The organism is Marinobacter sp. ELB17 (genome assembly GCF_000169375.1).
In the GTDB taxonomy this organism is placed as follows: Bacteria; Pseudomonadota; Gammaproteobacteria; order Pseudomonadales; family Oleiphilaceae; genus Marinobacter.
Map to the genome: position 1 here is coordinate 1 of NZ_AAXY01000035.1, position 22,777 is coordinate 22,777.

A 22,777-nucleotide genomic window follows, 5' to 3' on the forward strand; every position below is an offset into this window, starting at 1 on the left:
CGGCAAGCTCGATTCTGAGGTCTGCGTCAACCCATCGAGTTTGGTTAATTGGCAGGCTATCTATCAGCGCAAGCATCTGGGCAGCCCTGGCACTCTTAATGCCATCCGGAGTGATGATGTACTGATCTTTGATCAGGTACGTTATGTGGGCAAGGCGGTTCATTGCAGCAGCCTCGTGAAGCATGTTCACTTCACGGGCTTTATTGGTGATCGTCCACTGCGCTTTACGGTACACCCGGCTCTGCTCGTCGAAAACGTGAACAATTTCTTCAATGAACGTGGTGTTGGCATCTGTGTATCGTGACCAGGCATTTCTCGATTCATTTTTATCCTGTCGGGCCGCTTCGTTGACGGTTCTAATCAAGTCCCGCTCCGAAAATACCCGATGATCATTTGGATAAAGTTCTGAAAGACCAGCATTAACCCATTGCTTGAGAGCTTTAGCGCCTGCGGCAGTGGCGGCGGGCTCATATTCTGACTTCTCTGCAAAAGGGTTTCGTCTAATGAGAATGACTCGCTCACCAGATGCGTTAAACGTTGCGTCTGTGCTTTTCAGGCGCGCGGCAGGGGCGTCACCTTCACGCTCCTGGTGGCTGAGCAATTCCGTTAGCTGATCTTCTATCGATGGGCCGAGGGCAACGCGTACCGTCGTATTGCCGCTTTCATGGCTACTAAGGAGCTGATTTTGGCGCTGCTTGTTGGGGCTGCGACTGCCAAGCGTCATTCTTTTTCGCTCAGTTGTCATTGTCGTGATTCCTTTGAGTAACGATCTCAGGTTTGGCGTCTGCCTGTACACCAGGATAATACCCAGCTGAATGGAATATAAGTTTACGAGGCGCCAGCGTCAACGGTTGTTGCGATCTGCGTTCTGGTATTGGTCGTGCCAGAATGGGTGCTTGTTATATTTAGTGATGTATTTTGAGTATCCGGACTCAATCATGATCAGGCCAAAATCAAAATTTTGTGTACCTACTGAGCAAATTGGTCGCCCATAGTAACCAATGTCCCAGCACACAAACGTAACCAGCTTCCGCGAAATAAAGGGTACGCGCGTAATCGGAAGCGTCTTTACCTGCGGAGGTGTTTAATGATTTATTTCTGTGTACGGACTCTGCAGTGTTGATCGAGCCTATCCGAGTGCGAAATGTGCCTCTGACTCTATCGAAGTTTCGCTCAATATTTAGGTCGCGCTGATAGCGGGCCTGAGCCTCCTCAGCTTTGGATTTCAGGGCGTCCCAGTGGTAAGGGTTGTTCGGCACGATGTTCATGGTGTCGCCATCGATAACGTAGCTGACAACGCCTTCGCCTTTTATTAGGAATTGCGAGGCAGCGCCGGCTGAATATCCGCTAACAGGTAATGACAGTGTTGCTGTGACGAGTAACAGTTTCGCTTTAATGAGCGTCGATGTTTTCATGTTTTCTCCGGTTTCGCAGTTGCGATATATCGCCTGGATAGGCAATTTACAATGAAGCTGTGTGTTACATTGTTATGGTAGGTTATATTACGGCCCGCCTTATTGAAAAGGATTTTTTGTGCGTATAGGTAGTATCTCCGATGTGGACCAGCTTAGGCGAGCTAAAAATGTCTCGTCAGCGATCGCGGCACAGCTGGATGCCGCACTGCAGAAGCTACCGGTCGCCGGTAAGGGACGCGCCGAGCCAAAGTCCGCCAGCTCGAAAGTGGCAGAAGGCAATGTTACCAAGCTGTCTCAGAGTGATGTTCTGGCAGACTTAGCGGCGTCATCGAAACCTAAAAAGCGTGCAAAGGGAGAAATTGAAGGCGAAGAGCAGACCGTCGTTATTGATGAGTTCCGCATGCGTTTTCCTGTTGTCGGGCAATTGCTGATACATATTCCCAACGGTGGTTCGCGCAGCAACAAGTTTGAGGGGTACCGCTTAAAGCGCCAGGGTGTCCGCGCCGGTGTGAGCGACTTGCTGTTACCAGTTGCCCGCGGTGGTTACATTGGGCTTTGGATTGAATTCAAGGCGGCGGCGCCAAATAACGCGGCCGTCACTGAATCACAAAAAGAGTGGGTTGATCTCATGGCTGAGCAGGGGTACAAGGCAGTGATTTGCCTGGGCATTGATGAAGCGATGTCAGTGCTCATAGATTACATGGCCCTTTCCCCCACCCGAATAACTGCCCTTGAGCAACTGGATTAAGATAGGGTGAAATCTGTTTCTCCGCATTTCGTGGCAACGTCAGAGGCGGCCAACTCAAGCAATCTACGTGTTTCGTCGCAGTATACGGACCAATCATTCTGGTTCACTGTTTCTAAAACCTCTGCCAGACTGGCGTTCGCCTCAACAATGTAGCCTTCAGATTCGGCCATACAGGCCATATCATCGCACTCTGTAATCGCCTTAATCACACCATCTTGGGTATAGATAACGTGCGCGGTCTTCAAAATCTTCACTTCTTGGTGTGAGCGAAACAAAAACAATTCAGCAAACGCGCGCTGTTTTTCCCGGGCCGAAGAGGCTTGTATTAGGTGCTGAGCATTACTTGGTATTTTCGTGTGTAGACGTTCCGCTAACAGACGACCAAGATGTTCGTCACCCAGATAGCTGACTTCGTGATCTGAAAGATACGATTCGTAAGCCGCTGGGGTAGTAGGCTCATATAGCCACTCTGGGACCATATCGACGCTGAGCCATTTGCCGTCAGCCTGCAATGAATCCCGTACTCGCCCTACAACCTTGTTGCCAAGTGGCTGAATACACGTTTTTGCGATCAGATTGGTGATGGTTTCATTGCCGTCCGCCAGCACTACTCGACTCATTGACGTATCGAAGCCCATCACAAGTAACATTTGGGTGGCTTTGCGAAGGGCCACAGTTTCATCCGCGGTAGTGGGGCTGCCCCCAATAGATTGAATGATAGCGCGAGCTTCATAACACAGGTTGCCAATATACCGGTGGTCTGAGACGTCAGCCATCGAGTAGCAATCCAAAACGCTTTTGCAGCGCACCCTTGTTACTGCCGGTATACATGGTCTAAATTTTAGGCCAGTCAGCACATATTCCTCTGTATCCGAGCCAGCACGCGCTATGGATGAATAGGCGTGGCGTTGCTGCATCAATGTTCTGGCCATCATATCAATGGTCACGAGCACTCTAAGATACGCGCAATGGTCATTGACCAGGCACGTGTGGATAGCAGATCTCAGGCTGCTCTCAGCGCTTGCCGGCTTGGCGTTGTGGCTAATGAAGTGAAACAAGGTAGAAGGTAGGGGTGCCTGACTTAACTGAGAGACTGCATCGCCTAGCGCCTCAATATCCTGGTCGTCAACCGCTCGGGCAACCTGATGCGCAAGTTGATCGACACGTGGCGTTGGCACTCTTGATAGGGCGCGCGCGGGTAGCGATGGATTCCGCTCGGCTTTTAAATCATCTATCTGCGATTGGAGTAAGCTCAGCATTCAGGTCACCTTAAACGTGCTAAGGAGTGACCGCCGTAACTCCATTTTCAGCGGTCACATATACATGTGCGGTGCTTTAGATCGGTTTGTTGTCGTTCAGACGAATGAAACCCTTAATCACCCTGTACAGCGTCCAGCAAACAGCGGCAATCAGCGTGAAATAGCCAATGATGACCAGCGACAGAGCCATGCTTAGGGTTGTCCAAATCACGCTCCACCAAAAGGTTCGTAATTGAAACGACATGTGCGATTTTGCTAAATAAGATGTCATGTCAGCGCGCTTGACGTAGTTGATGATGGCAGCGGCAATAAACGTCAGTCCAAAAACAAAACCCAAGGCTTGCAGGAAGTACACGAGCTGGATCGTCTTTTTCTCCGAACTGCTCATGGCAGACGAGTCAGTTGGATCTGTCTGTGATGCTGTGTACGGCGTTTCGGGGGTCGTACTTGTCATTGGATTTTCCTGAACCTGAGTAATGGTTGGTTTTGTGTAATATACAACGGCACGTTTACCGTAGCATAGGATACCTTAATCTAGTGTAATAAGTTCCCTATCTTTTTATTACCGTGCATTATGGCGATGGGGCCGCCGTATCGTCAAAATTACCCGACATTAGGTCCTGAACTTGGTTGTGCGCTAAGCCCCACGGCGTACGATTTACGCGGTTTATCATGACCGCGGCGTTCAAGGTTGATGCGTCTGACAGCGCAATCTTTTGCACGATAACTGTTTTCATATCGATATCGCTGGCAGTGGCGCAGAGGATTGGGTCAATCCGAAACTTTGGAGCGCCCACCATATCTTCACCAGACGCATCCAGTAGGTAATCACCATCGAATTCAGCGAATTCCATCATCATAGAGGTCTGCTCTTCGGTAATTGACCCACCATGCACCATCTCTACGATTGCGAAGCTCCGGGTTGCCGCATCCTCGGGTGACCGGGCAAAGCTGTCGTCAGGGCGAAAGTAAGCTTCTCCCCGTGCATCCCGGTACATGAGTTTTGCCGGCGTATGCTGAGTCAATTGCTCTTTCTCCTGATCGCTGAGCCAGTGTCCAACAAACTGGGATTTACCGCTCAATCCTGTGTCGTACGTGGCGAGTCCTGGGATGTTTGGCTGGGTTAAGCCAAAGCTTTCATTGTGTTCAGCCGATATTCGGTCGATTTCCTGGGGGACCTGTCCGCTAGGTATATCGCGTAATCTCCGATATGACTCATCCGCTATTTCCCCGCTTGGCATCACAGAGCGCCAGTCAACCTTATAAATACCACTCTCCGTTTCTGAGATGCAGACCTCGGCAGCGGGTGGCTGACTCGAGGGTATGGTGGCAATGTCGCGCGGCAACGAAAACGGCAGGGGGGTTCTATCCGATGCACCGGTGCTGGCTAATAAGCTCAGCGTAACCAGATCGCGAAGAGGTTGACCTTCCAAGCGATCGCCAAACCCGGGCGGGGCCTGAGTTGCGGTTAGCTGTCGGATCGAATACTGAATGTCGTCAAGCCCGGCTCTCAAAGTGCCTTTGTCGTTTGTAGGCAGGTCGCGCCATTGTTGATACAGCTGTTTTACAGCGTTCGGGAAATCCGAGACAGACTTTAGAGCAGCGCTGTCATTGATGGCTTCCTGAGCGATATGTAAACGTTCGAAGGCATCCATGTCCGGCGATACTTTGATCACCTGCAGTCGTTTCCCTGGGGCTCCAGCCATCCAGGTATCCGGCATTTCGGATGACTTGGGTGTAATAGCAATGGGTTGCCCGTTTTCGTCCGGTACCACCAGCGTCGTGTTCTCACCCGAATGCCCGAGACGCTTCAATGCGGCCATTTGATTTTTCGTATCCGACTCAATGAACGTGACGCTCGGGTTACGCATTAACTCAGTTTTATCAAAGAGTGCTGGCATCTGATCTGTGATTAGTTTCAATGCATCAGTGGCGGAAATCTGATCCTGCAAACGGACGCTGGCTGTGAGTTCGCTAAATGAGTCCAAAGATTTATCAAAGCCTTGGGCGATTGCGGTATTCCAGAACGTCTCTGTCAGATACTGGTCGCCGAGTTCGAACTGGTCATCATCGATTCCGGCCTCCAGGTACTCCACGATGCCAGCTGCTACCGGCCGGCCCTGATGCCGAATGACAGCCATTAAGTCTTTACCTAACGTCAGAATGTCCCGATCGGCGGGGTGCATTACCTGAACCTTGGAGCCCCTGGGTGGAAATTGCTCTTCCAGGTGTTCGTACAAATTCTCAGCCAGGGCGCCCGCCATGCTTTTAGCCAAGGCTAACCGGAAACTTTTTTGGTTATCTGGGTGAACCCGTCGTGCTTCGGTGGCTAATTGCTGAAGAGCCTTTTGCCCCCGGTCCGTTGCAATGAACGCTTCTGTTCGGCAGGGGCTCACGTCTTGGCTGGCAATCAAAGTGGCCAGGTGCGCCAAGCCTTGATGTTCGGTGTGAATCTTTGCCAGCGCGGTAGCGTCTGATGGGCCCATGTTCTCTACCTGAGCAATGCGATCATTCAGCGATTCCATTAGGCGGTGGCGTATTGCGCGAGTAGAGGCTGGCCGCTCTTGACCTACGGTTTCAAACTCGCTCAATGTTTGAGTTTTGAGCGCCGTTGTTTCAGGCTCAAATCTTAAAGCTGTGTTTTTAACAAAATCCAAAGTCTTTTTAAGCTGCCGCGCTAGTTTTGTCGCAACGGGCGCCTTCTCCAACCCTCGGATCTCTTCGCTATGACGGTCTAGCGTTCTCAGATTTACTGGCATGTGATTTTCCCCAACGTTGAGCCTTTCTTCCGGCGTACCGCTTGCCGAGCGTTTTCAAAGTTCTGATAGGCACTCTCTTGCTCCCAGGTAGCCGATGCCAGGCTTTCCTCTGAAAACAGAGTGCGGTCAACTGGCCGCTTGTAAGCTGCTGCCACCAAAATCTCTATGCATTCACGCAATGCGGCCAGTTCACTGTCCCGCGGAATGTGTCCAATCAGTGCGCACCGTAGCGCTGCAACACTGACCGGCATATCGGGTTGATTAACGGGGAACCGACTATCAGAAAGAGTGTCATCGGCTTTGCCTAACCCCGAGGCTGTCTTGCGCCACAGCCGGTCGTCGACCATCCGTGCGATTACAGGGACTACAGCGTCTGCCGCAATGCCCGAAAGCTTCTCACTTATGTCGAAACACATGCATTCAAGCGCGTACAGAGATTCGTTTGCCTCAACCGTCATGCGAGTCACAGGGTTGTCAGCCACTAGGTTATGTAACGTGTGGTACTTAAGGGCTGAATCTTTGTAAGCCGCGGCTGATTCGCTCATGACGGTTATGCTCCATAGTGGGTTATGTGACGTTATCGTATATCAAACGGTCTGCAGCGAAAGGTATGCGGAGTTAGGTTGTCCACTTTGGTTGTCATTTTTACGGGTTTTAACCGCTTTTTCACTGCAGAGACTTCTTTTAAAGGGAAGGGCGGTTTTTCGGAGCGTGGTATGGATTGGGGCAGGGGAGGTGACCGATCGATGTGCAATTCATCGCTTCGCGCTGGGCGGGCTTTCAGCCCTTGCTTCTATGTCGGATCGGGCGTTGCCCTTTCCTCATGAGGGCGGTCGGCTCGCGCCTTCCGCCAAGAAAAAAGCCTCAGGGCGAGGCTTAGGCGGAATCTTGGGTTTGGCCCGGGTGGGCCCAGTCCTAAGTGGGACCGTCACTCTCACCGAAGGCGCCGGCTGGCATCTCCCAGGTGTCCATGATGATGGGCAGGTTGTATTCCCGGCTCAGGGCCACGGCGGCACGCTCGGGCGTTGCGGCGGGGTAGGGCGTCCCCTTGTCAGCCAGTTCGTTGACGTTGATGCCGTTGCGAATGGTGTAGGCGAACTCGGTTTCGTAGTCTGCGATGCGCTGAAAGCGTACCGGGTCGATCTGGCGCACGGTGGCCCACTGGCTGGCGGACCCGAAGATGCAAAACTGGCAGCTGCAGCGACCAAAGCCCAGTTCATAGGCGGGGTGAGCCCGGACACTGTGCCGTTCCATGATCTCCCAGACTTGCTTCTCATCCCACGCGTGAACCGGGCGCCAGTGGTCTACATGACGACCTAGGCGGCCGGCGCGACGATCGGTACGGTGTGGCTCGAACGACAGATATTTGGCACGATTTTTTGATTCTTGCGCTCTTTCTCCTGTTAAAACAAGGGTTCGGGAGTTGCAGAAGCGGGTTTGGCTGGTGATAACCTTGCAGCCAATATCGATTTTCCCATACGAACTGCACCATCTGCTGCCCAACGCGGCGGTGACTGCCGGAAACTTGCGCCGAGTGCTGAGCTTGCCCGTGGTGCCGCCACTCTTGATCAGGCCATCTGGGGTTTCGATCCAGGCGGGCTTGGTTAGGGCGTTCTCGCGAAGCATCTCCCCTTCGAGGCCACCTTCTTTAAAACTGAAGAACAGTTTGAGCCCAAGGGCTTTTGCGAATGCCCGTGTGTAGGCGCTCGTAACTGGCCAATCGAACAGGTCGCTGGTTCTGCCGTCGACTTCGTGGTGGTGTAATTCTATTTTGCTCGCTGGCACGCCCATTTCAAGTAGGTGCAGCACGCAGGCGATTGAGTCTTTGCCCGCAGAAAAAAACACAATCACAGTGCCGTAACTGGCCAGGTCCGGGCTGCCGTAACGATCGCGAGGGTCTGGTGCATCATCAAGATTAAAGAGGTTAATCTGGTTCTCTTGCAGGGTCTGCATGGTCTTTCTCCTGGGTCGGCAATTGCCTGTTTTGAGGGTGTTTCCCCCTCTTACTCAATAACTAAATTATAGGCCAATGGCCTATAATAAGCAACCCTAGCACATCTTAAACTGCGGGTTTCTTTAACTTTTTTTCGATTAATTTTTAGTGCCTTTTCAGATTATATTTGGTTTCAGTATGCCAATGGCCTATGATTTGTTCATCGAGCAGCCCAGGCGGGCCGCCAGCTAACAGAAACCAGGATGACCGACATGACCGACTCAAAATCAACTGCCCAGCAACGCAACGCAAAGCCGACCGCCGATGACCGCCGCAAGGTGTTCATGGACGCGTACAACGAGTTGGCCGACAGCTATTCACCCATGCAGATTGGATTTTTGTTCGGACTGGGCCACACCCAGACCCGATCCGAGCTGGACCGCAAGCTGCGCGATCCCGAGCTGCCGTCGCACCGCCGTACCACCATGATGGATGCACTGACTATCCAGATGCTGGTTCTGCTCCATCGGCAGGGTTTTGACCTGGCCGGCTTTACCTTCAGCGACCAGGGCAAGTTGGCCCAGGCGCCACTTCGCCCCATTAAGCGCGTATAGCCTCGGAGAGCGTCGCATATGAATAACGCATTCCCTCTAGACCGGTTGGCGGATATCCAAAGCGCTCCTGGCAAATTCCGACTGCTCGAACTGATCCCCGTTACTCAGCCGGGCGTTCAGTTTCCGATAAAGATTGCCAAAGATGTTGGTGACGAGATCGAGATCAGTATTCTTGATTTAGAGACCACGGGCTTAAGCGCAGCAAATGACAAGATCATTGAGCTTGGCTTGGTGAAGGTGCGGGTTAGTCCGTCGACGGGCCAGCTGACTGAAATCGTGTCCATGCTGGATCAGTATGAAGATCCCGGAATCCCAATACCGGCCGTGATCACCGAAATAACCGGCATAACGGATGACATGGTGGCCGGGCGGCGCCTGGATGAAGGAGCGCTGGCTCAGGCACTGGCCGGCGACGGGATTATCCTCGCTCACAATTCGTCATTCGATCGCGGCTTCTTCGAAAAAAGGCTACCTCAGCACGCCGGTCGCCGATGGGCCTGTTCATTTCAGGGTGTGAGCTGGCGGGCCCTTGGGTTTGAGAGCTCGAAGCTGGAATATCTGTTGCTGAAAAGTGGCTATTTCTACACGGGTCATCGGGCCGAGGTGGATTGTCTGGCGGTTGCCTGGCTGATGCATTGCTGTCCAGAGGCAACAAAGCAGATCGTTCTTAGCGAGCAGGCCAAACAGTATGCAATCAAAGCCGTAGGCGCCCCATTCGATGTGAAGGACTCGCTCTCCGGCCGCGGTTACCGCTGGAACCCAGACAAGTATGGAAAGGTTTGGCGCACGGTGATTGAAGAGGCAAATCTTCCCGAAGAAAAGGCGTTTTTAGCAGCTCTGTATCATCACGGTGACACCCGCTCTGACATTGCTCCGCTCGACAGCCGAACCCGCTTTCTCTGACCCGCTATTTGTTCCAAAAAAGCCTCTGGGCGCCCGGGGGTTGTTATCATGGTCGTCTTCGCATAATCAGGAGTATTTCATGAATTTATTGGTCAGACATATCGCGTGGTTGACGTTTGCCGCGGCTATTTCGAGCCCAGCTATTGTATTGGGCGCCGAACAGGAATCGGAATCCGCAGCTGGGACCGCCACTGAGACTGATCTCAGCGACGAAGAGCTCAGGCGCCAGTACATGGCGGAGCCAACCGTGGAGGCACTAGCGTTCGAGTTTGGGAAAGAATTTTCGGAGTTTACGGACGATGACAAGCTGGCCTTCTGCGATATGGTTGCTGCGGGCGGGAAAGAGCTCGCCAGTCAGCTTCCTCTTGAGGTTGATCCAACCACCACGCTTGAGAGTGTGAAGGTAGAAATCACCCATGGCTTATGCGAGTTTCGATTCGACTACACGCTGGACGAGACGGTATTTTTGGGGATGGTGAACAATATGGCCCAGGCAAATGGGGCCAATCTTCCCCTGGCGTTTTTACAAGAATACTACTCAGTGGGTGAGGGTAACGCTGCATTGCTGTCTGGTTTGCGAGCAGCGCTTGTGCAAGACCCGCAGATAAGCACTTTGTCAAAGGTGCCCTTTATGAATATTCGAGTAGTGTACGATGTTGTCGGTGAACACATTGGCGATTTCGAGCTAACCCTAAAGCCGGAGTAGGGCCCATGACCGCTTACCAAGTCACTGTGCCTCGCGTTGCGATGGGCGTATGCCTTGCCTTCTTCTTGGCCGGGCCTGTCCAGGCAGAGCTTGTAAAGCGCTCCAGTAGTGGGCTTTGTCATCCGTCACACAGCGCTTGGTACGATCGTACTGTGAATTTCACGGCCTTTGATTCTTTGCAGGGTTGCCTGGCCGCGGGCGGCCGGCTTCCAAAAGGCGTTACTTCATCGCCAGTAACACCGGCATCTGTAGAGGACGGAGCGTACGATCGCTCTGCGTACGGTCACGGCTGGGACGATTCGGACGGAGACTGTCAAAATAGCCGCGCCGAAGCGTTGATTGCCACCTCCGCAACGCCAGTGCGATTTGCCTCTGCAAAACGCTGCCGGGTTGTTTCCGGACGCTGGGTCAGCCCATTCACAGGCAAAGTCATTCAAAATGCCTCCGATATTGATATTGATCACGTTTTGCCCTTGTCCTGGAGCTGGACTCGCGGTGCACGGGAGTGGACACCAGAACGTCGGGAGATTTTCGCCAACGATCCTGTGAATTTGTGGCCGGTGGAGTTGGGTTTGAATCGTTCGAAAGGTGATAGAGGCCCTGACCAGTGGTTGCCACCTGCAGGCCAGTGCGGCTATGTGGCCCGTTTTTATCGCATCGTAAAAATATATCAACTTGAACCGAGGCCGGCCGAAACGAAGTGGATTAAAACGTTTCTGGAGATCTGCCGTAGTTGAACCGGTATCTGCAACCAAAGGCCTATTGATCCCAATCGTCTGTTAACGTTCCACGGCTACAATCTCATCTGTCAACCAAAGTGAACAGGCTGCATGGCGATTCGTGCCATGGGTTTTCGTATTGGGTATATTAGTTCCATATTCTTGCCCGCAATGGGCATGCTGCCTTTTCAGAGTGGAGCGTTTTTATGCCTGTTTATTTGAAGTCACTGGATCAACATTTGGGGCAGCTGACAAACGCCGCGGCAGACAATCAAGATCGGCGTACGATCACCCAGGGCCTGGCGAACTCTCTCTCCTATCTAAATGCGACGGCGTTAGCGCCGGATGATCCAGTAGTGTCATTCGAAAGTAAAAATTTGGATCAACTCACCGTACAGCAGATCAAGGCTGCTCAAAACCCATCGATACGCCAGCAACGCTATGCCCTTACTCAAGAGCTTTCCAGCCTGACGGCGTCCATGGAGTCGGTTTCCTATCAGTCTCCAGACTTCCAATCGACCGAGGATAGGAGGGCCATACGTGGGGTGTTGGGCGATCATCAGAAGCTGGCGGATAAAATAGCGGCCGTTTGTCACGCTGACATTGACCCGGTGCAGTTTCAGTCCTGGCGCGACACCGACGATGGCAGGGCGTCAATTGCACGTAACGTAGCTGCTATCAGAGAGCAGCCAGGGAATGATCTGTCGACTGTGCGGGCTAAGGCGAATGAGCTGACAAACCGTGATCTGCTTGATGACTTTGGACACTACTTTGATGGGCAATTCCCGGGCAACCAGTCAGATGAGAGTCGGGTAACGCTATCAGTCGCTGAGACTGTCTTGTTCGCTAAGCAGGTTTTTGAAGCGATACTGGCCGGGGAGGGTGATCAGGCCATTGCGCCTGTGCATGCCAGGGTGAGCAGTGTATTAGTCAGCGGTCAGAATCAGCTTCGGTATAACCTGCCAGCGGAGGAGGGCATTGCGACCAGTGATTATTGGAAAAACGTCATAGATAAGAAATTTGATCTGACTGCACTGGGGGTCCCATCCACATCACACCTTATTCCGTTCTCAACACAAGACCAGTTACCTGCAGGCTTGGTTACTGGAGCCTTGCGAAAGGCGTTATCAACCTCACAGTTTGATCCAGTCAATCCTTCAGTTCGGTACCTGGATACAACCTTACGGGACGATCGCAATGTTTTGTTGAATTTGGCGAAGCAAGGACGTAACGAAATTTGCGTCATCGAAAGTGATGCCGGGTCACCTGTCATTGTAGCGCCGCTTGATAAACGGTTGCCTGAGCACCTTGTGGTCACAGCTCCGGGTGCTCGCCATACGATTATCAGCTGTCCGGAAAACGATTGCTTAAGCCATGATGAGAACGCTGGGGTGGCTGTCCGTTACATACTGAATATAGCGGCTGAGCTGGAGCCTTTGGTTGCAGATAAAGACGTCGAGGATCAGGTGAGCGCTTTGTTTAATCGGTGGCGCGATCTTACAGGATCAAACGGCGATTTAGGCGTGGCAGCTCATGAGATTAAACTAGCGGAGATTCATGCTGATATTGACAGCATTTCTCGACAAGTTGTGGCTCCTGATTATGCGCCATCGTATTTGCGCGATAGTGCACAGAAACTTATTCAATTAGCTTTGCTCGCCGGTCATAAAGGTTCGGAGAACCGGCCTTTAACTTTCAGGCTTCCGAAAGGCGCCGGCACTCGGGACGTTTTTCAGCCGCCCGCACTTTTTGTTACGGACAGCCATAACGAGAGTGATAAGCGATTTTCAGCAAATATTTCCATGCTTAACGAGGCAACAGGCGAATTTGAAACACTGGCTGAGATCAAAAGTGAATTGAGGTCAGACAGGACAAAACGCATTTCAGATGCAGTGTTACGCCTGAGCCCAGGTCAACCGGAGGTCGGCTTGGCTAATGGCGCGATAAAAGGGTGGGTTACTCATTCGGTACTCAACGATCAACAGTCTGTTAATACTGGCCACTGGATGTCTCATCCCGATCGTGACGAATTAACAAAATTGACGCCTTCAATGCTGGCAGCTGGGCTGGTCTACAAAAAAGCGCCTTTATTCCCCCAGGCTCAGCGGCGAACACCAGATGAGGTTGCAAGGTTTAAAGAAGCAGCGGCCATGCTCGTCCACGGTTTATACGCTGACTTAGAGCCAATGCAAGGCGCACTAAAAGTTGCAGCTGACCTTGGATGCTATGCCCTTAATATTTCTGATGGGAGTCGTCCAGGCTCGGAAAGCTTTGTGGTTCGTGATGATGTTTTCCGTTTGTGTAATGTTGGCGACATCAAGCGTCACTTGATTCAGAGCGTCCAGCTGTCAGGGGTCGACCTGATCCAAAAGGATGCCTTGACTGAAAACATTCAGCAAACAACGTGGGCCGAAGCCGCGGATGGGGTTGCAATGGTCCATGAAGAGCTTGAGCTGTCAGGTTCTGATGCCCCAGGTCAATAACGCAGGCGCCAGCAGGGTTAAGGTGTGCTGTCTGGCATTAGCCTAGCTGTCTCTGCAACCTGCTCTGCCGTCATGCTTGGCCAGTACGTAAGCGCGACATACCGGCAAAGCCCGTCGAAGATCTCCTGAAACTCAGAGTCGTCCATGGTAGCGGCTGACAAAGACTTAGGCTGGTAGCCGGTGATCATCCTGTCACCAGCGCCGGCGTTTACCATATCCGATATTTCCTCGAAACCATTTACGGCCCCTGGCGCTAAGGCATCGCTGATGCTCGGCAGTAGGGTTCGCCAGAAATCCCGTAGGCTAGTGCTGATCATAGTGCAGCCTACGCCACTTTGAGCCTGCAGCTTCTTGATCACCTGATGTGCCGTGTGGTGTTCAAACCCTTCTACATTCTGAGATATAAGCTGAGCAAAGCTGTGCAGCAACCGCAAGCCTTCGGGGTGCCTTGGGCGGTCAATACTGGCGACCACCAACTGTCCCACTCGCAAACGAAATCGGCGCAGCGTTTCGGTGTCGGCATCGGAGACAGGCACAAGGGCACCCTTAACCACGCGCAGGCTTATGGGTTGTGACGCATAGGCGTTATCTTTAGGGATTGGTGGTGACTGTATCTGTTGAGCCGTCATGGTGATCTGTCCCGATGTGGCGGTTGCCGGGTGTTCTGGCAGTTGCCAGGTCATTGCTGGTTTAGAAACCTGTGAGCGGATTGGATTCTATTCACTCGGTTGAAACGACTATCCTTTGTATCGCGGTTATTGGGACTCAATCTGTAGGCCAATACGTTACCATAATAGCCATATATGTCTACTAAATTAACGCTGGTTATGCGACGACCCTGAAGTACTTGAATCCTTTGCTTTCTTAAAGCTGGTCAGCGTCTTCAACGGCCCAATACGTCACTAATCTCTCTGGCACGCTTCAAACCTACCCCTTTGACCCGAGCCAGTTCGCCCTGCGATGCTGCGGCAATGGCTTTGATTGAGCCGAATCGTTCCAACAAAGTTTCTGCTATGTGAGTGCTTACGCCTGGTATGGATTCCAGGACGTGGATTTTCTGGTTGAACAAGGTTTTTGGTTTAGGCCCGCGGCTCACTGAAGGCTCGTAGCTCCCCTCAATGAAATGGCCGGCCAGCTTGGCGATCATGTAAGCAGAGTGATTTGCGTTTAGGCTGGTCAGAACACTGATTCGCTGAACCGCGGCAAGGTAGCTTATGGCGCCATCCAGCTGTTGGATCAGCAGAGTTGATGCCTTGGTATGCAGATTTCCTTCCAGGATCAGGATAGGGATTACCTGGTGATCAGAATTGTCCACTTCAAACTTTAAGCGTGCCGCCATGTCGAAAAGCTGGCCGCCTTTTTTCATGCTGCTTTCGAAATCATCGTCGACGTCTTCACTGGCGCACCGCTTACGTTCAATTAACAGCTGGTTCCCGGCGTCATCCGTCACTCTAAAGGAGCCCAATTCCAGAGTCTCACGAACCACCTCAATCTGCGGGTGTTCTGCGAGTAGGTCGGCCATAAGTCGGGTTTCTTTGCGGGCTATTTCGATGGTCAGGGGCTTTGGGATTTTAATGCTGTCTATCAGGAGCTTTGATGCCTCCGCGTTGCGTGGCTGGGTTTGCCGAACAAACCCTTGAGCGTTGGGAGACTTTTCATCCAGGGGTTCAAGCTCTGGTGCTACAGGTTCCAGGTTGATCTTTTCAGTCGTTGGTTCAGATGCCTCAGAATGCAGCTCAGCCGGGTTCTCTGTAACTACCACGAGGTTATCCCAAGAGTCGTTATCGGTGAACGGTGCTGCGCTTCTCAGGGCCTCTTTAATGTCATTGATCAGCAAGCGATCTACGGGTGCGTCCTGCTTTACACTGACTTTCACATCAGGTCGACCATTTAGGTTGTACACCCACCCACGCACAGTTCCTAGTTCTAGTGCTGCGTCTGCTACGTCCAAAGCATTTTGAATTGCTGTACGCGAAAAATACAGTCGAATTTCTTGGGTTCGTGGGTGGTGCCAGACCTGAAGCATGATTTTCCCTTTTGTTCTCAGCCATTGAGCATATCCACATCCTAGCAGTATCTAGGGTGCAGTCGGCCGGTTGACTATGTTTTGTGCAATTAATGCGTAAAGTGCTTAACGGTTGTTCGCGGCTTGGATTGATTTACATGCCCGGCAAAGGTAAGACTTTTACAGCACAGCACCTTTGGGGATGAGGCTTGGGCTTTAATTTGAGGTAATCGTGCAGTGGTGTATGACTAGTGGCTGGTGCGTGGACGGCGGGGCTTTGCCCCTTTCTGTCGGTTGCGCAGTCGGGCTTTGCCCTCCCGGCTACCGTGCACCTCTCTGCGTTTGCGGAGCGATGCTACGGAGTGTCAGGCAAAAACCCATGTTGTACTGAATTTGTGCCGGGCCTTTCATTTGTTCTTGGTGGTTGGCCACAGGCTGGATTTCTTTGTGTGACCTGGCCACAAAGCGAGTGGGCCTGGCACTGGCCTAAAATCTAGTGAAAAACAGGGAACATCTCTGGGCCTCGGGCGAAGAATTCACGACCATCCGGCAAGATGGTTTGGATCAGCAATTCGTGATCGTCTGTATTGAACAACCCCACACGTTGGGCTCCAGTTGCCGTTACGAAATCGCTAACGGTCAGGGGTTTGGATAATTTATCCGAAAGTCCGGTGGAGACGCTGTGAGGAACCAAGGTGATGTCATCGGTGAAAAAGGGGATAGGGGTAAGGGTCGCAGACATGATCAGTCCTCCAGAGCGATGTGGTGTACGGTAATGCCCAATTCCTCATTGCGAAGGCCAACCCAGTCTTTGAGGGGCTGTTTAATAACCTGTTCAGCCGTATCGATTAATTGCTTCGCGGCAGCACCAGTGCGGCGTAATTTTTGGTCTTTGGTTTGGCCGGCATAGTCGTGAATGGTGTAGATGATTTCCATTATTTTCTCCTGGTTGGCCTCAGCCTTGTTTTACTGGCGGTTGCCAGTGATCCAATAACTATATTTTAGGCCATTGGCCTACCAAGGTCAAGTTTCTCTAGGGGCTATCCCTGGTTAAATACTGGTTAAAGGCTAAAGAAAGGGATAGGGCGAAAATACAACAAATAATAAACAACAAAATCAGTGAGATAGTATCAGTTTTTGTCTGTCTTCGGTTCCATCAAACTGACTATTACGGAATCACCAAACTGACCAGTGAAAGTCGTTTTACTTGCTTTGATGTGAAGTTGTCCACAGGGTTTGGGTCTATCGGTTCCACCAGACTGACCATAATTTGCGATCGAACAGTTGAGTTACCATGTTATTTGCTTACTATTTAGCCAGATATTCGTCTTTTGTCGGGTTTTTAGCTTCGGTTCCATGAAACTGACCATTACGGTTCCACTAAACTGACTAGTTGCTCTCTAGCGGTTCCACCAAACTGACTATTCTGGAGCTGGTTTAATAGGTTCCATCAAACTGACCATTCTGGGGCTGGTTTAATAGGTTCCATCATTCTGACTAAAACCCGCTGTTTAGTGGCTTTGTCGCACGCTTCGGTTCCATTAAACTGACCATGATGAAGTCAGGCCTATCAATTCCATTAAACCAACTATAATCCGCTACTTAATGGACTTTTCCGCTGGCTGCGGTTCCATCAAACTGACTAAAACCCGGTGTTTAAAGGGCGTGTCACGCGCTGAGGTTCCATCAAACTGACCATGCCGGGGTGAACCTAGAGGTTCCATCAAACTGACCAAAATCCGCTATTTAATGGCTTTTACACAGGCTACGGTTCCATCAAACTGACTAAATCCGGCGTTCAAGGGGTGTGTAACGCGCTGAGGTTCCTTCAAACTGACTATGCCGGGGTAGGACCTAGTGTTTTCATCAAACCAAACCAAACAAAACCAGCTACTTAACAACTCTTACACAGGCAGTGGTTCCATCAAACTGACTAAAATCTGCTATTTAATGGTTTCTACACGTTTCGGTTCCATCAAACTGATCATGTTGGGGCTGGATCTATCGGCTCTATCAAACTGACTAAAATCAGCTACTTAATTGCTCTTTTTCAGGTTGAGGTTCCATCAAACTGACCAAAATCCGCTATTTAATGGCTTTTACACAGGCTGCGGTTCCATCAAACTGACTAAAACCTGGTGTTCAAAGGGCGTGTCACGCGCTGAGGTTCCATCAAACTGACTATGTCGGGGCTGGACCTATCGGTTCCATTGAACTGACTAAAATCAGCCTCTTAAGGGTATTTCCTCAGGCTACGGTTCCATCAAACTGACTAAAACCGGGTGTTGAAAGGATGTGTCGAGCGCTGAGGTTCCATCAAACTGACCATGCCGGGGTGGACCTAGAGGTTCCATTGAACTGACTAAAATCAGTTACTTAAGGGTATCTCCTCAGGCTGTGGCTCCATCAAACTGACAAAAAACCCGGTGTTCAAAGGGTGTGGCACGCGCTGAGGTTCCATCAAACTGACTACTTTTGACCGTCAGCTTATCGTGGATTTGATTTGTTGGATCATTGTTTTCTTGGCATTTGCGCGATGCTTCTTTTGCTGCTTGTTGGCTTCAATGATCTCGCTGACGAATTGCTGGGTTGGAAAGATGTTGTATCGAATATTGAGGACTTTCCTTCCCTGTTTTACGCGTTTAAGCTCTTCAGAGTGAGCAGTGGCTCCCTGGGCCTTAAGTTGACTCAGAGCCCGATTCATTGCCTTGATGTTGATCTTCATATCAGGCGAGACGCCTCGACCACTTTCTTCCAAAATCTGTATCAAACTTGGTTGATATGGCTTGTCCAGGTCGGCAAATGTGTAGACTGCGACCATCCTTTTGTAAATATATTTCGCTAATTGCCCTGGGATGCTCATAAGTCGGGGGTAATTCATTTGGCGGTAGGTCAGGTCTGTGATGCTTTTGGTGACAAGTTTGTGAAATGAGGCGTACCAAGGCTCATAAGATGGTCCGTCTTTAACGCCGCGTTGACCGCCTTCAACCAACCGGCTCAAAAATCCTTCTTCCCAGCTTTCGCCAGTCAGTGGGTTTGTGATCCGTAGCCCGGCCCGCCGGAGGACGTACAAACCTTCACGAAGTTGATCGTAGGAATATGTGTGCTTGTGATTTTTCAGTTCGGTGCGCAATTGATAAAGCGTAAATCGGACACCGGCTTCTCCATTTACAAGTATTCCTTGGCCTGATGTGGCCAGCTTGCGGAGTGAGTCTTCAATACATTCTTCGCGCTCACCAGGCCAAATTAGAACTTCTTCGCCGTTGTTTCGTTTAATTCGAGCGGCCTGTATCTCAACGGGATATTCATCGCCAGCAACCCTCATAGAGCGGTTTCTGAAGGCAGTTTCAGACACATTGCTCGGACTTTCATTGTAGGAGAATTTGGGCGCTATATCGTAAATGTGTATGGTATTGGTTGACCGGTCTGACGTTGCGGATGCGAACAGCTGCATTTGCATGCGGTTTTCGATGTCATGTTTGCTTTCGGTCACATCAAGGGTGTCTTCGAACGATGTAGGTCGCTCATCATTGTTCTTCTCTTCCATGGTCACTCCAGCTCAGCCTGCCTTAAATCGATCTGTTATGTTAACTCTGAATGTACATCGAACGGTTCCATGATGGAACCTTCTTGTGGCAATGGCTAAAGGCGATATGGTGGCAGTTTTTGTATTGCGGGCCAAAAAGCACAAAAAAGAGGCTGCTCTCAGCAGTCTCTTCCTTAACGCGATATTTCTCATCTTTTCGTCGGGGTTAATCTTTCTCTACGAGGAAGAACAGCGCCTTTCCGTGGTCATAAACCATGGGGGGTACGTGATTATCATCATACTTTATGAGACGCGTGTACAAGAATACCGTCTCAGGCAGGCTTTTGCTGATTTCAGTGGTGAACTCAACATACTGCTCAAGCGAATCGCTGAAGCAATAAACCTGGAACCGAGGGTAGTTAGTGTCGTCTCCTGCATAAACCTGATAGCCTTCGGTGTCTTGGGCCAAAAAGTCTGGCAGAGGTTTTAGTTCGGAAATAATGTCCGAATAAGTCCGGATGTAAGCACCGCACTTTGTCCCATCTTTTTTTATGCCAGTAATTTTAGTTTCGTAGTAGGCTTCTGAAAAAAGCACTTTCTTTTCTCTATTGTGGAATTCTACTTCACCCTCAATTTTAAGGGTTTCCATAGCTTTTGTGGTCGCATCTCTCAGTTGATCCCCGAGCCATAGGTGTGCCACATCACGACTATTGACGTCCTCTTGAGGAATCCAAGCAACAATCGAACTTCGCTCGCTATGCGATTTGGGGCGACTGATCATTCCAATTAGGCCAAGGCCAAGCGCATTGCCGAAGTCCATGCTGAGTGTTTGGCTATCCATAAAATAGAAAACATCAATACCCGTATCAAGTGTGTTCAAAATGGCACTTGGAATTTGGTCGCGAGGAACGGTGGAATCTTTTAGCTTGGTCATGCCTACGGAGTGCGTTAAATTCCAGGCACGACTGTGATCATCATGGTATTCCGTGATACCCGTAGACGCACAACCACTAAGCAAACTCACTGACAAGAGTGCCCCAGCCAATAAAGCGGATTTTCCAGATCGCATAACAGTCTCCAAAATGAGTGGTTCTATTTCGTTCGCACAATGTGCACTTGTCTCTGAGACTGGGCTCACCCTGGCGCCAGCCCTGGTGATTCGCCTTCTGGGTGATGATCTACTGCGTATTGCATTATTTTGGCGTCCATATTATACAGCGCACCGATACGTTGACTGCCTACTGGTGAGTCGCCGTACATGGCTTTTTCTCCGGCATGCTCTGCCCCAACTTCAGATGCCTGAATGTCGGCGTTCTCGGCCTGCTGCTCCAGTTCGTCAAGCGATGTTAGGTATATGTCGTCGAAGTTTTCCGCCAACGATGCCTCCTTAAACAGATCGGGGTTTGGTTCTCGATTTGTGTCACGGGCAAACTTTATCTCCGAAATCTGTACAAACGCATAAAGATCCACTCGCGAGTCGTAGAAACGAAACAGGGCGTCAACTTCCATGTTGAGGATTTCATCTGGCGTATCGAGAGGCACAACGTGAATGGACGGGGGTTCGCGGGTAAAAGGGTGTTCTTGGGTATCCGCCAAATGCTTGAGCGCCGGCGCCAGTGCCTGCCAGGTTTGGTCGTCCATGTGCTCGGTTGCGGGCGTTGGGCCAATGTGCTCTAGGATTTCAATAAGCCCGGCGTTGGTGATTACTGTCAGTCCTTCCGCTTGGGCCATCTCGGCATCGGTGTCGTTCAGGGTCAGACGCTGGAAGTCGTCACGAGCATTAAAGATTAGGTGACCTGTAAACGTTGGTGTTGTTATGGATTCGGTGGTCATTTTACGCCCTTATTGTTTGTGTAGCCCTGGTTACAGGGCTAGCTGAAATTTCGCGTTTGGCCGATTTGCAACAAACGCCGGGTGGCTCGTAATCGTTTCCAGGGTTGCCAAGCCACTGTTCAGGCCCATATCCGCCAGCGTTTGGCCAAATTGTTGATAGCGAACGATCTGACTCTGGTATCCACGACGCGCGCGGATGATGCCCTCACGCAGTAGCCAGTTTATTTCTGATGCGTGGCTTTTCTTTCCGGCTGCATGCTCAAGTGCGTACCACCACATAAAATCATGAAAGTCGGTTGTTGGGTTGCCGTCTGCATCCAACAGGTGGTTCACTTCTGCAGACAATGCCTCGGCGTTAACCATGCTGTCGTGCGTTACGCCGGCACCACTTTTGTAGTCGGGCTGGCTCATCGCCGGGACGGCGCAGGTATCTAATTCCGCATCAAAGCTGGCTAGCTCGCTCAGTACCGACCGCCAGCCATCCTGGTAACCAAATTGTAACGGCTTAGGTTGGGTTATGCGAAGCTCTCCGAACTCCGTTTTAACCATCGCACGATCCGATGCTTGCTCTAACGTGGCAATTTCCGGATCTGTTGGTAAGGGGTAACGCGCGCCGGTTGCCACTGCATCATAAATGCGTATAAAGGCGCCGGTGCTGTGCAAGCCGTAACGGGCCCACGAAAAACCAATCAGTAGGATGTGCTCGGGGTCCAGCAAGCGAGGGAAGCGGCGTGGCTTGCCGGTGTTGAAAGCTCGGTCGTCCTCGGTAGCGTCGATGCTCAACGTCCACTTCAGCAATGATTCTGTCCACTGTGCGCTGTAGCCGTTGGCGAACACTTTGATGCCGCCCTCTGGCGATATGGTTTTAGCCAACAGAGAGCGGTTTTGCAGCACATAATGGCCAGCGCGGATCGTGCGCGACAGTCGGGTAAGGGGCTCGTAAGCCGGGAAGCGTTCAACCATGCCTTCCAGGCTATGATCGCGGGATACTTTCTGGCAAGCCCAGCAGCCGGTACGACTGCCACCGCACGATGAGGGTTTTTTGCTAAAGCTAGGGTCAACTGCACCGATGGAGCAGGTGGATTCTCCAATCGCTTCGTATAGGGCAATCACGCCGCTGTAGTCGAGGGAATCAAAGCCCAGGCGGGCCGGTGTGGCGTTTAGAAAGCCCCATACGTCACCATCCGACCAATCGGCTATCGGCGACATCAACAGGCTACCGTCAGGCTTCTTGATCGGCTTGCTGGCGCTTTCGCCGCGTTGACGCATATTGGCCCCGCGAGTGGCGCTTTCGTCAAACCGTGTGCCAATCATTGTTAGTACGTTTTCGGCGCCAACATCGTCGGTAATTTCCTTAAGTGCACGCTCCATAGGTCTGATTTTTAGGGACATTGTGCAGTTAGAAGAGGCACCTTGAACACTGGCTGTGCCTCGGCCACCCAGCATGGTGACTAAGTAGTGCTCGGACGCGACAGGGCGCACTCACACCTGCTCTACATCAAGGCCTTGTTCGGTTGACCACTGCAGCGTTTGGCCGGCCATACGGTGTGCGTGGCGGATAACCGCAGGGTTCTCAACGCCGGTATCCGAAGTTACGACAACGATGCGTCTATGAATGCCGCGGCGGGCCAGATTGCGTGACGCTTGTAGGGTTAAGCCCAGCACTGAAGCCGAGTCCTTCCCGTAAGAGCAACCTATAACGCCTACTGTGACGGACTCAAGGGCGGCTTCAATGTGTGCAACGGCTTGCCCTGCTACCTGGCTTACGGGCTGGTGTAGCTGGATAGCCTGGCGGGCAGTATCGGGAGCTGTTGAAAACAAAGAAGCTTGCTGTGTCATGGTGGTCACCGTAGTTGGCAGTTGCTGGATTCTGG

The 22,777-nt window shown here is 51.4% G+C and carries 22 protein-coding genes; 6 read left to right on the forward strand and 16 right to left on the reverse strand.

Going from position 1 to position 22,777, the window contains the following annotated elements:
* Window positions 1-796, reverse strand: a 796-nt coding sequence (locus tag MELB17_RS20810; protein ID WP_157133372.1) for a hypothetical protein, incomplete at its 3' end; no start/stop codon positions are given.
* Between the two features lie 157 nt (window positions 797-953).
* Window positions 954-1,415, reverse strand: coding sequence for a hypothetical protein (locus MELB17_RS20815; RefSeq protein ID WP_007352326.1), 462 nt, complete (start codon window positions 1,413-1,415; stop codon window positions 954-956).
* 118 nt (window positions 1,416-1,533) lie between these two features.
* Here MELB17_RS20815 and MELB17_RS25205 point away from each other — a divergent pair, with 118 nt between their 5' ends.
* The gene (locus MELB17_RS25205; protein ID WP_198136531.1) at window positions 1,534-2,163 is read left to right on the forward strand and encodes a VRR-NUC domain-containing protein; all 630 of its coding nucleotides are present in this window, start codon (window positions 1,534-1,536) and stop codon (window positions 2,161-2,163) included.
* Here MELB17_RS25205 and MELB17_RS24765 read toward each other — a convergent pair.
* From MELB17_RS24765 to MELB17_RS20845, 5 genes are all read right to left on the reverse strand, one after another.
* Entirely contained in the window at window positions 2,160-3,422 is a 1,263-nt protein-coding gene (locus tag MELB17_RS24765; protein ID WP_157133373.1) for a hypothetical protein, read from the reverse strand. The genes MELB17_RS25205 and MELB17_RS24765 overlap by 4 nt on opposite strands.
* A gap of 76 nt (window positions 3,423-3,498) precedes the next feature.
* Window positions 3,499-3,876: a DUF4870 family protein gene (locus MELB17_RS20830; protein ID WP_050774973.1), complete on the reverse strand. Its 378-nt coding sequence runs from the start codon at window positions 3,874-3,876 to the stop codon at window positions 3,499-3,501.
* A gap of 118 nt (window positions 3,877-3,994) precedes the next feature.
* Window positions 3,995-6,181, reverse strand: a complete 2,187-nt coding sequence (locus MELB17_RS20835) for a hypothetical protein (protein ID WP_036185830.1) — start codon at window positions 6,179-6,181, stop codon at window positions 3,995-3,997.
* Window positions 6,172-6,726: a hypothetical protein gene (locus MELB17_RS20840; RefSeq protein WP_007352331.1), complete on the reverse strand. Its 555-nt coding sequence runs from the start codon at window positions 6,724-6,726 to the stop codon at window positions 6,172-6,174. The genes MELB17_RS20835 and MELB17_RS20840 overlap by 10 nt, the downstream gene beginning before the upstream one ends.
* A gap of 370 nt (window positions 6,727-7,096) precedes the next feature.
* Window positions 7,097-8,134, reverse strand: coding sequence for a phosphoadenosine phosphosulfate reductase family protein (locus tag MELB17_RS20845; RefSeq protein WP_007352332.1), 1,038 nt, complete (start codon window positions 8,132-8,134; stop codon window positions 7,097-7,099).
* A gap of 252 nt (window positions 8,135-8,386) precedes the next feature.
* Here MELB17_RS20845 and MELB17_RS20850 point away from each other — a divergent pair, with 252 nt between their 5' ends.
* The 5 genes from MELB17_RS20850 to MELB17_RS20870 all read left to right on the forward strand — a co-directional run bounded on the left by MELB17_RS20850 (window position 8,387) and on the right by MELB17_RS20870 (window position 13,539).
* Complete coding sequence (locus MELB17_RS20850) at window positions 8,387-8,728, forward strand: hypothetical protein (RefSeq protein WP_007352333.1); 342 nt, start codon at window positions 8,387-8,389, stop codon at window positions 8,726-8,728.
* An 18-nt stretch (window positions 8,729-8,746) separates the two neighbouring features.
* Window positions 8,747-9,631, forward strand: a complete 885-nt coding sequence (locus MELB17_RS20855; RefSeq protein ID WP_007352334.1) for a 3'-5' exonuclease — start codon at window positions 8,747-8,749, stop codon at window positions 9,629-9,631.
* Window positions 9,632-9,710: 79 nt separating this feature from the next.
* Window positions 9,711-10,337, forward strand: coding sequence for a hypothetical protein (locus MELB17_RS20860; RefSeq protein ID WP_007352335.1), 627 nt, complete (start codon window positions 9,711-9,713; stop codon window positions 10,335-10,337).
* 5 nt (window positions 10,338-10,342) lie between these two features.
* On the forward strand, window positions 10,343-11,074 hold the full coding sequence (locus MELB17_RS20865; protein ID WP_007352336.1) for an HNH endonuclease family protein: 732 nt from the start codon (window positions 10,343-10,345) through the stop codon (window positions 11,072-11,074).
* 188 nt (window positions 11,075-11,262) lie between these two features.
* Window positions 11,263-13,539 (forward strand): hypothetical protein, encoded by a 2,277-nt coding sequence (locus MELB17_RS20870; protein ID WP_007352337.1) that lies wholly within the window; start codon window positions 11,263-11,265, stop codon window positions 13,537-13,539.
* 17 nt (window positions 13,540-13,556) lie between these two features.
* Here MELB17_RS20870 and MELB17_RS23410 read toward each other — a convergent pair whose 3' ends face one another.
* The 9 genes from MELB17_RS23410 to MELB17_RS20915 all read right to left on the reverse strand — a co-directional run bounded on the left by MELB17_RS23410 (window position 13,557) and on the right by MELB17_RS20915 (window position 22,742).
* The gene (locus tag MELB17_RS23410; RefSeq protein WP_007352338.1) at window positions 13,557-14,222 is read right to left on the reverse strand and encodes a hypothetical protein; all 666 of its coding nucleotides are present in this window, start codon (window positions 14,220-14,222) and stop codon (window positions 13,557-13,559) included.
* A gap of 200 nt (window positions 14,223-14,422) precedes the next feature.
* Window positions 14,423-15,415, reverse strand: a complete 993-nt coding sequence (locus MELB17_RS20880; protein ID WP_198136532.1) for an ERCC4 domain-containing protein — start codon at window positions 15,413-15,415, stop codon at window positions 14,423-14,425.
* A 622-nt stretch (window positions 15,416-16,037) separates the two neighbouring features.
* A complete protein-coding gene (locus MELB17_RS20885) occupies window positions 16,038-16,286 on the reverse strand; it encodes a hypothetical protein (protein WP_007352340.1) in 249 nt (82 codons plus the stop codon).
* Window positions 16,287-16,288: 2 nt separating this feature from the next.
* Entirely contained in the window at window positions 16,289-16,480 is a 192-nt protein-coding gene (locus MELB17_RS20890; RefSeq protein ID WP_007352341.1) for a hypothetical protein, read from the reverse strand.
* A 1,546-nt stretch (window positions 16,481-18,026) separates the two neighbouring features.
* Window positions 18,027-19,091 (reverse strand): hypothetical protein, encoded by a 1,065-nt coding sequence (locus MELB17_RS20895; protein WP_007352343.1) that lies wholly within the window; start codon window positions 19,089-19,091, stop codon window positions 18,027-18,029.
* Window positions 19,092-19,296: 205 nt separating this feature from the next.
* Window positions 19,297-20,139 (reverse strand): hypothetical protein, encoded by an 843-nt coding sequence (locus MELB17_RS20900; RefSeq protein WP_157133374.1) that lies wholly within the window; start codon window positions 20,137-20,139, stop codon window positions 19,297-19,299.
* A 65-nt stretch (window positions 20,140-20,204) separates the two neighbouring features.
* Window positions 20,205-20,903, reverse strand: coding sequence for a hypothetical protein (locus MELB17_RS20905; protein WP_007352345.1), 699 nt, complete (start codon window positions 20,901-20,903; stop codon window positions 20,205-20,207).
* Window positions 20,904-20,933: 30 nt separating this feature from the next.
* Window positions 20,934-22,349, reverse strand: a complete 1,416-nt coding sequence (locus tag MELB17_RS20910) for a phosphoadenosine phosphosulfate reductase family protein (protein WP_227499005.1) — start codon at window positions 22,347-22,349, stop codon at window positions 20,934-20,936.
* A 36-nt stretch (window positions 22,350-22,385) separates the two neighbouring features.
* On the reverse strand, window positions 22,386-22,742 hold the full coding sequence (locus tag MELB17_RS20915; protein ID WP_036185836.1) for a hypothetical protein: 357 nt from the start codon (window positions 22,740-22,742) through the stop codon (window positions 22,386-22,388).
* Window positions 22,743-22,777: the final 35 nt, after the last annotated feature.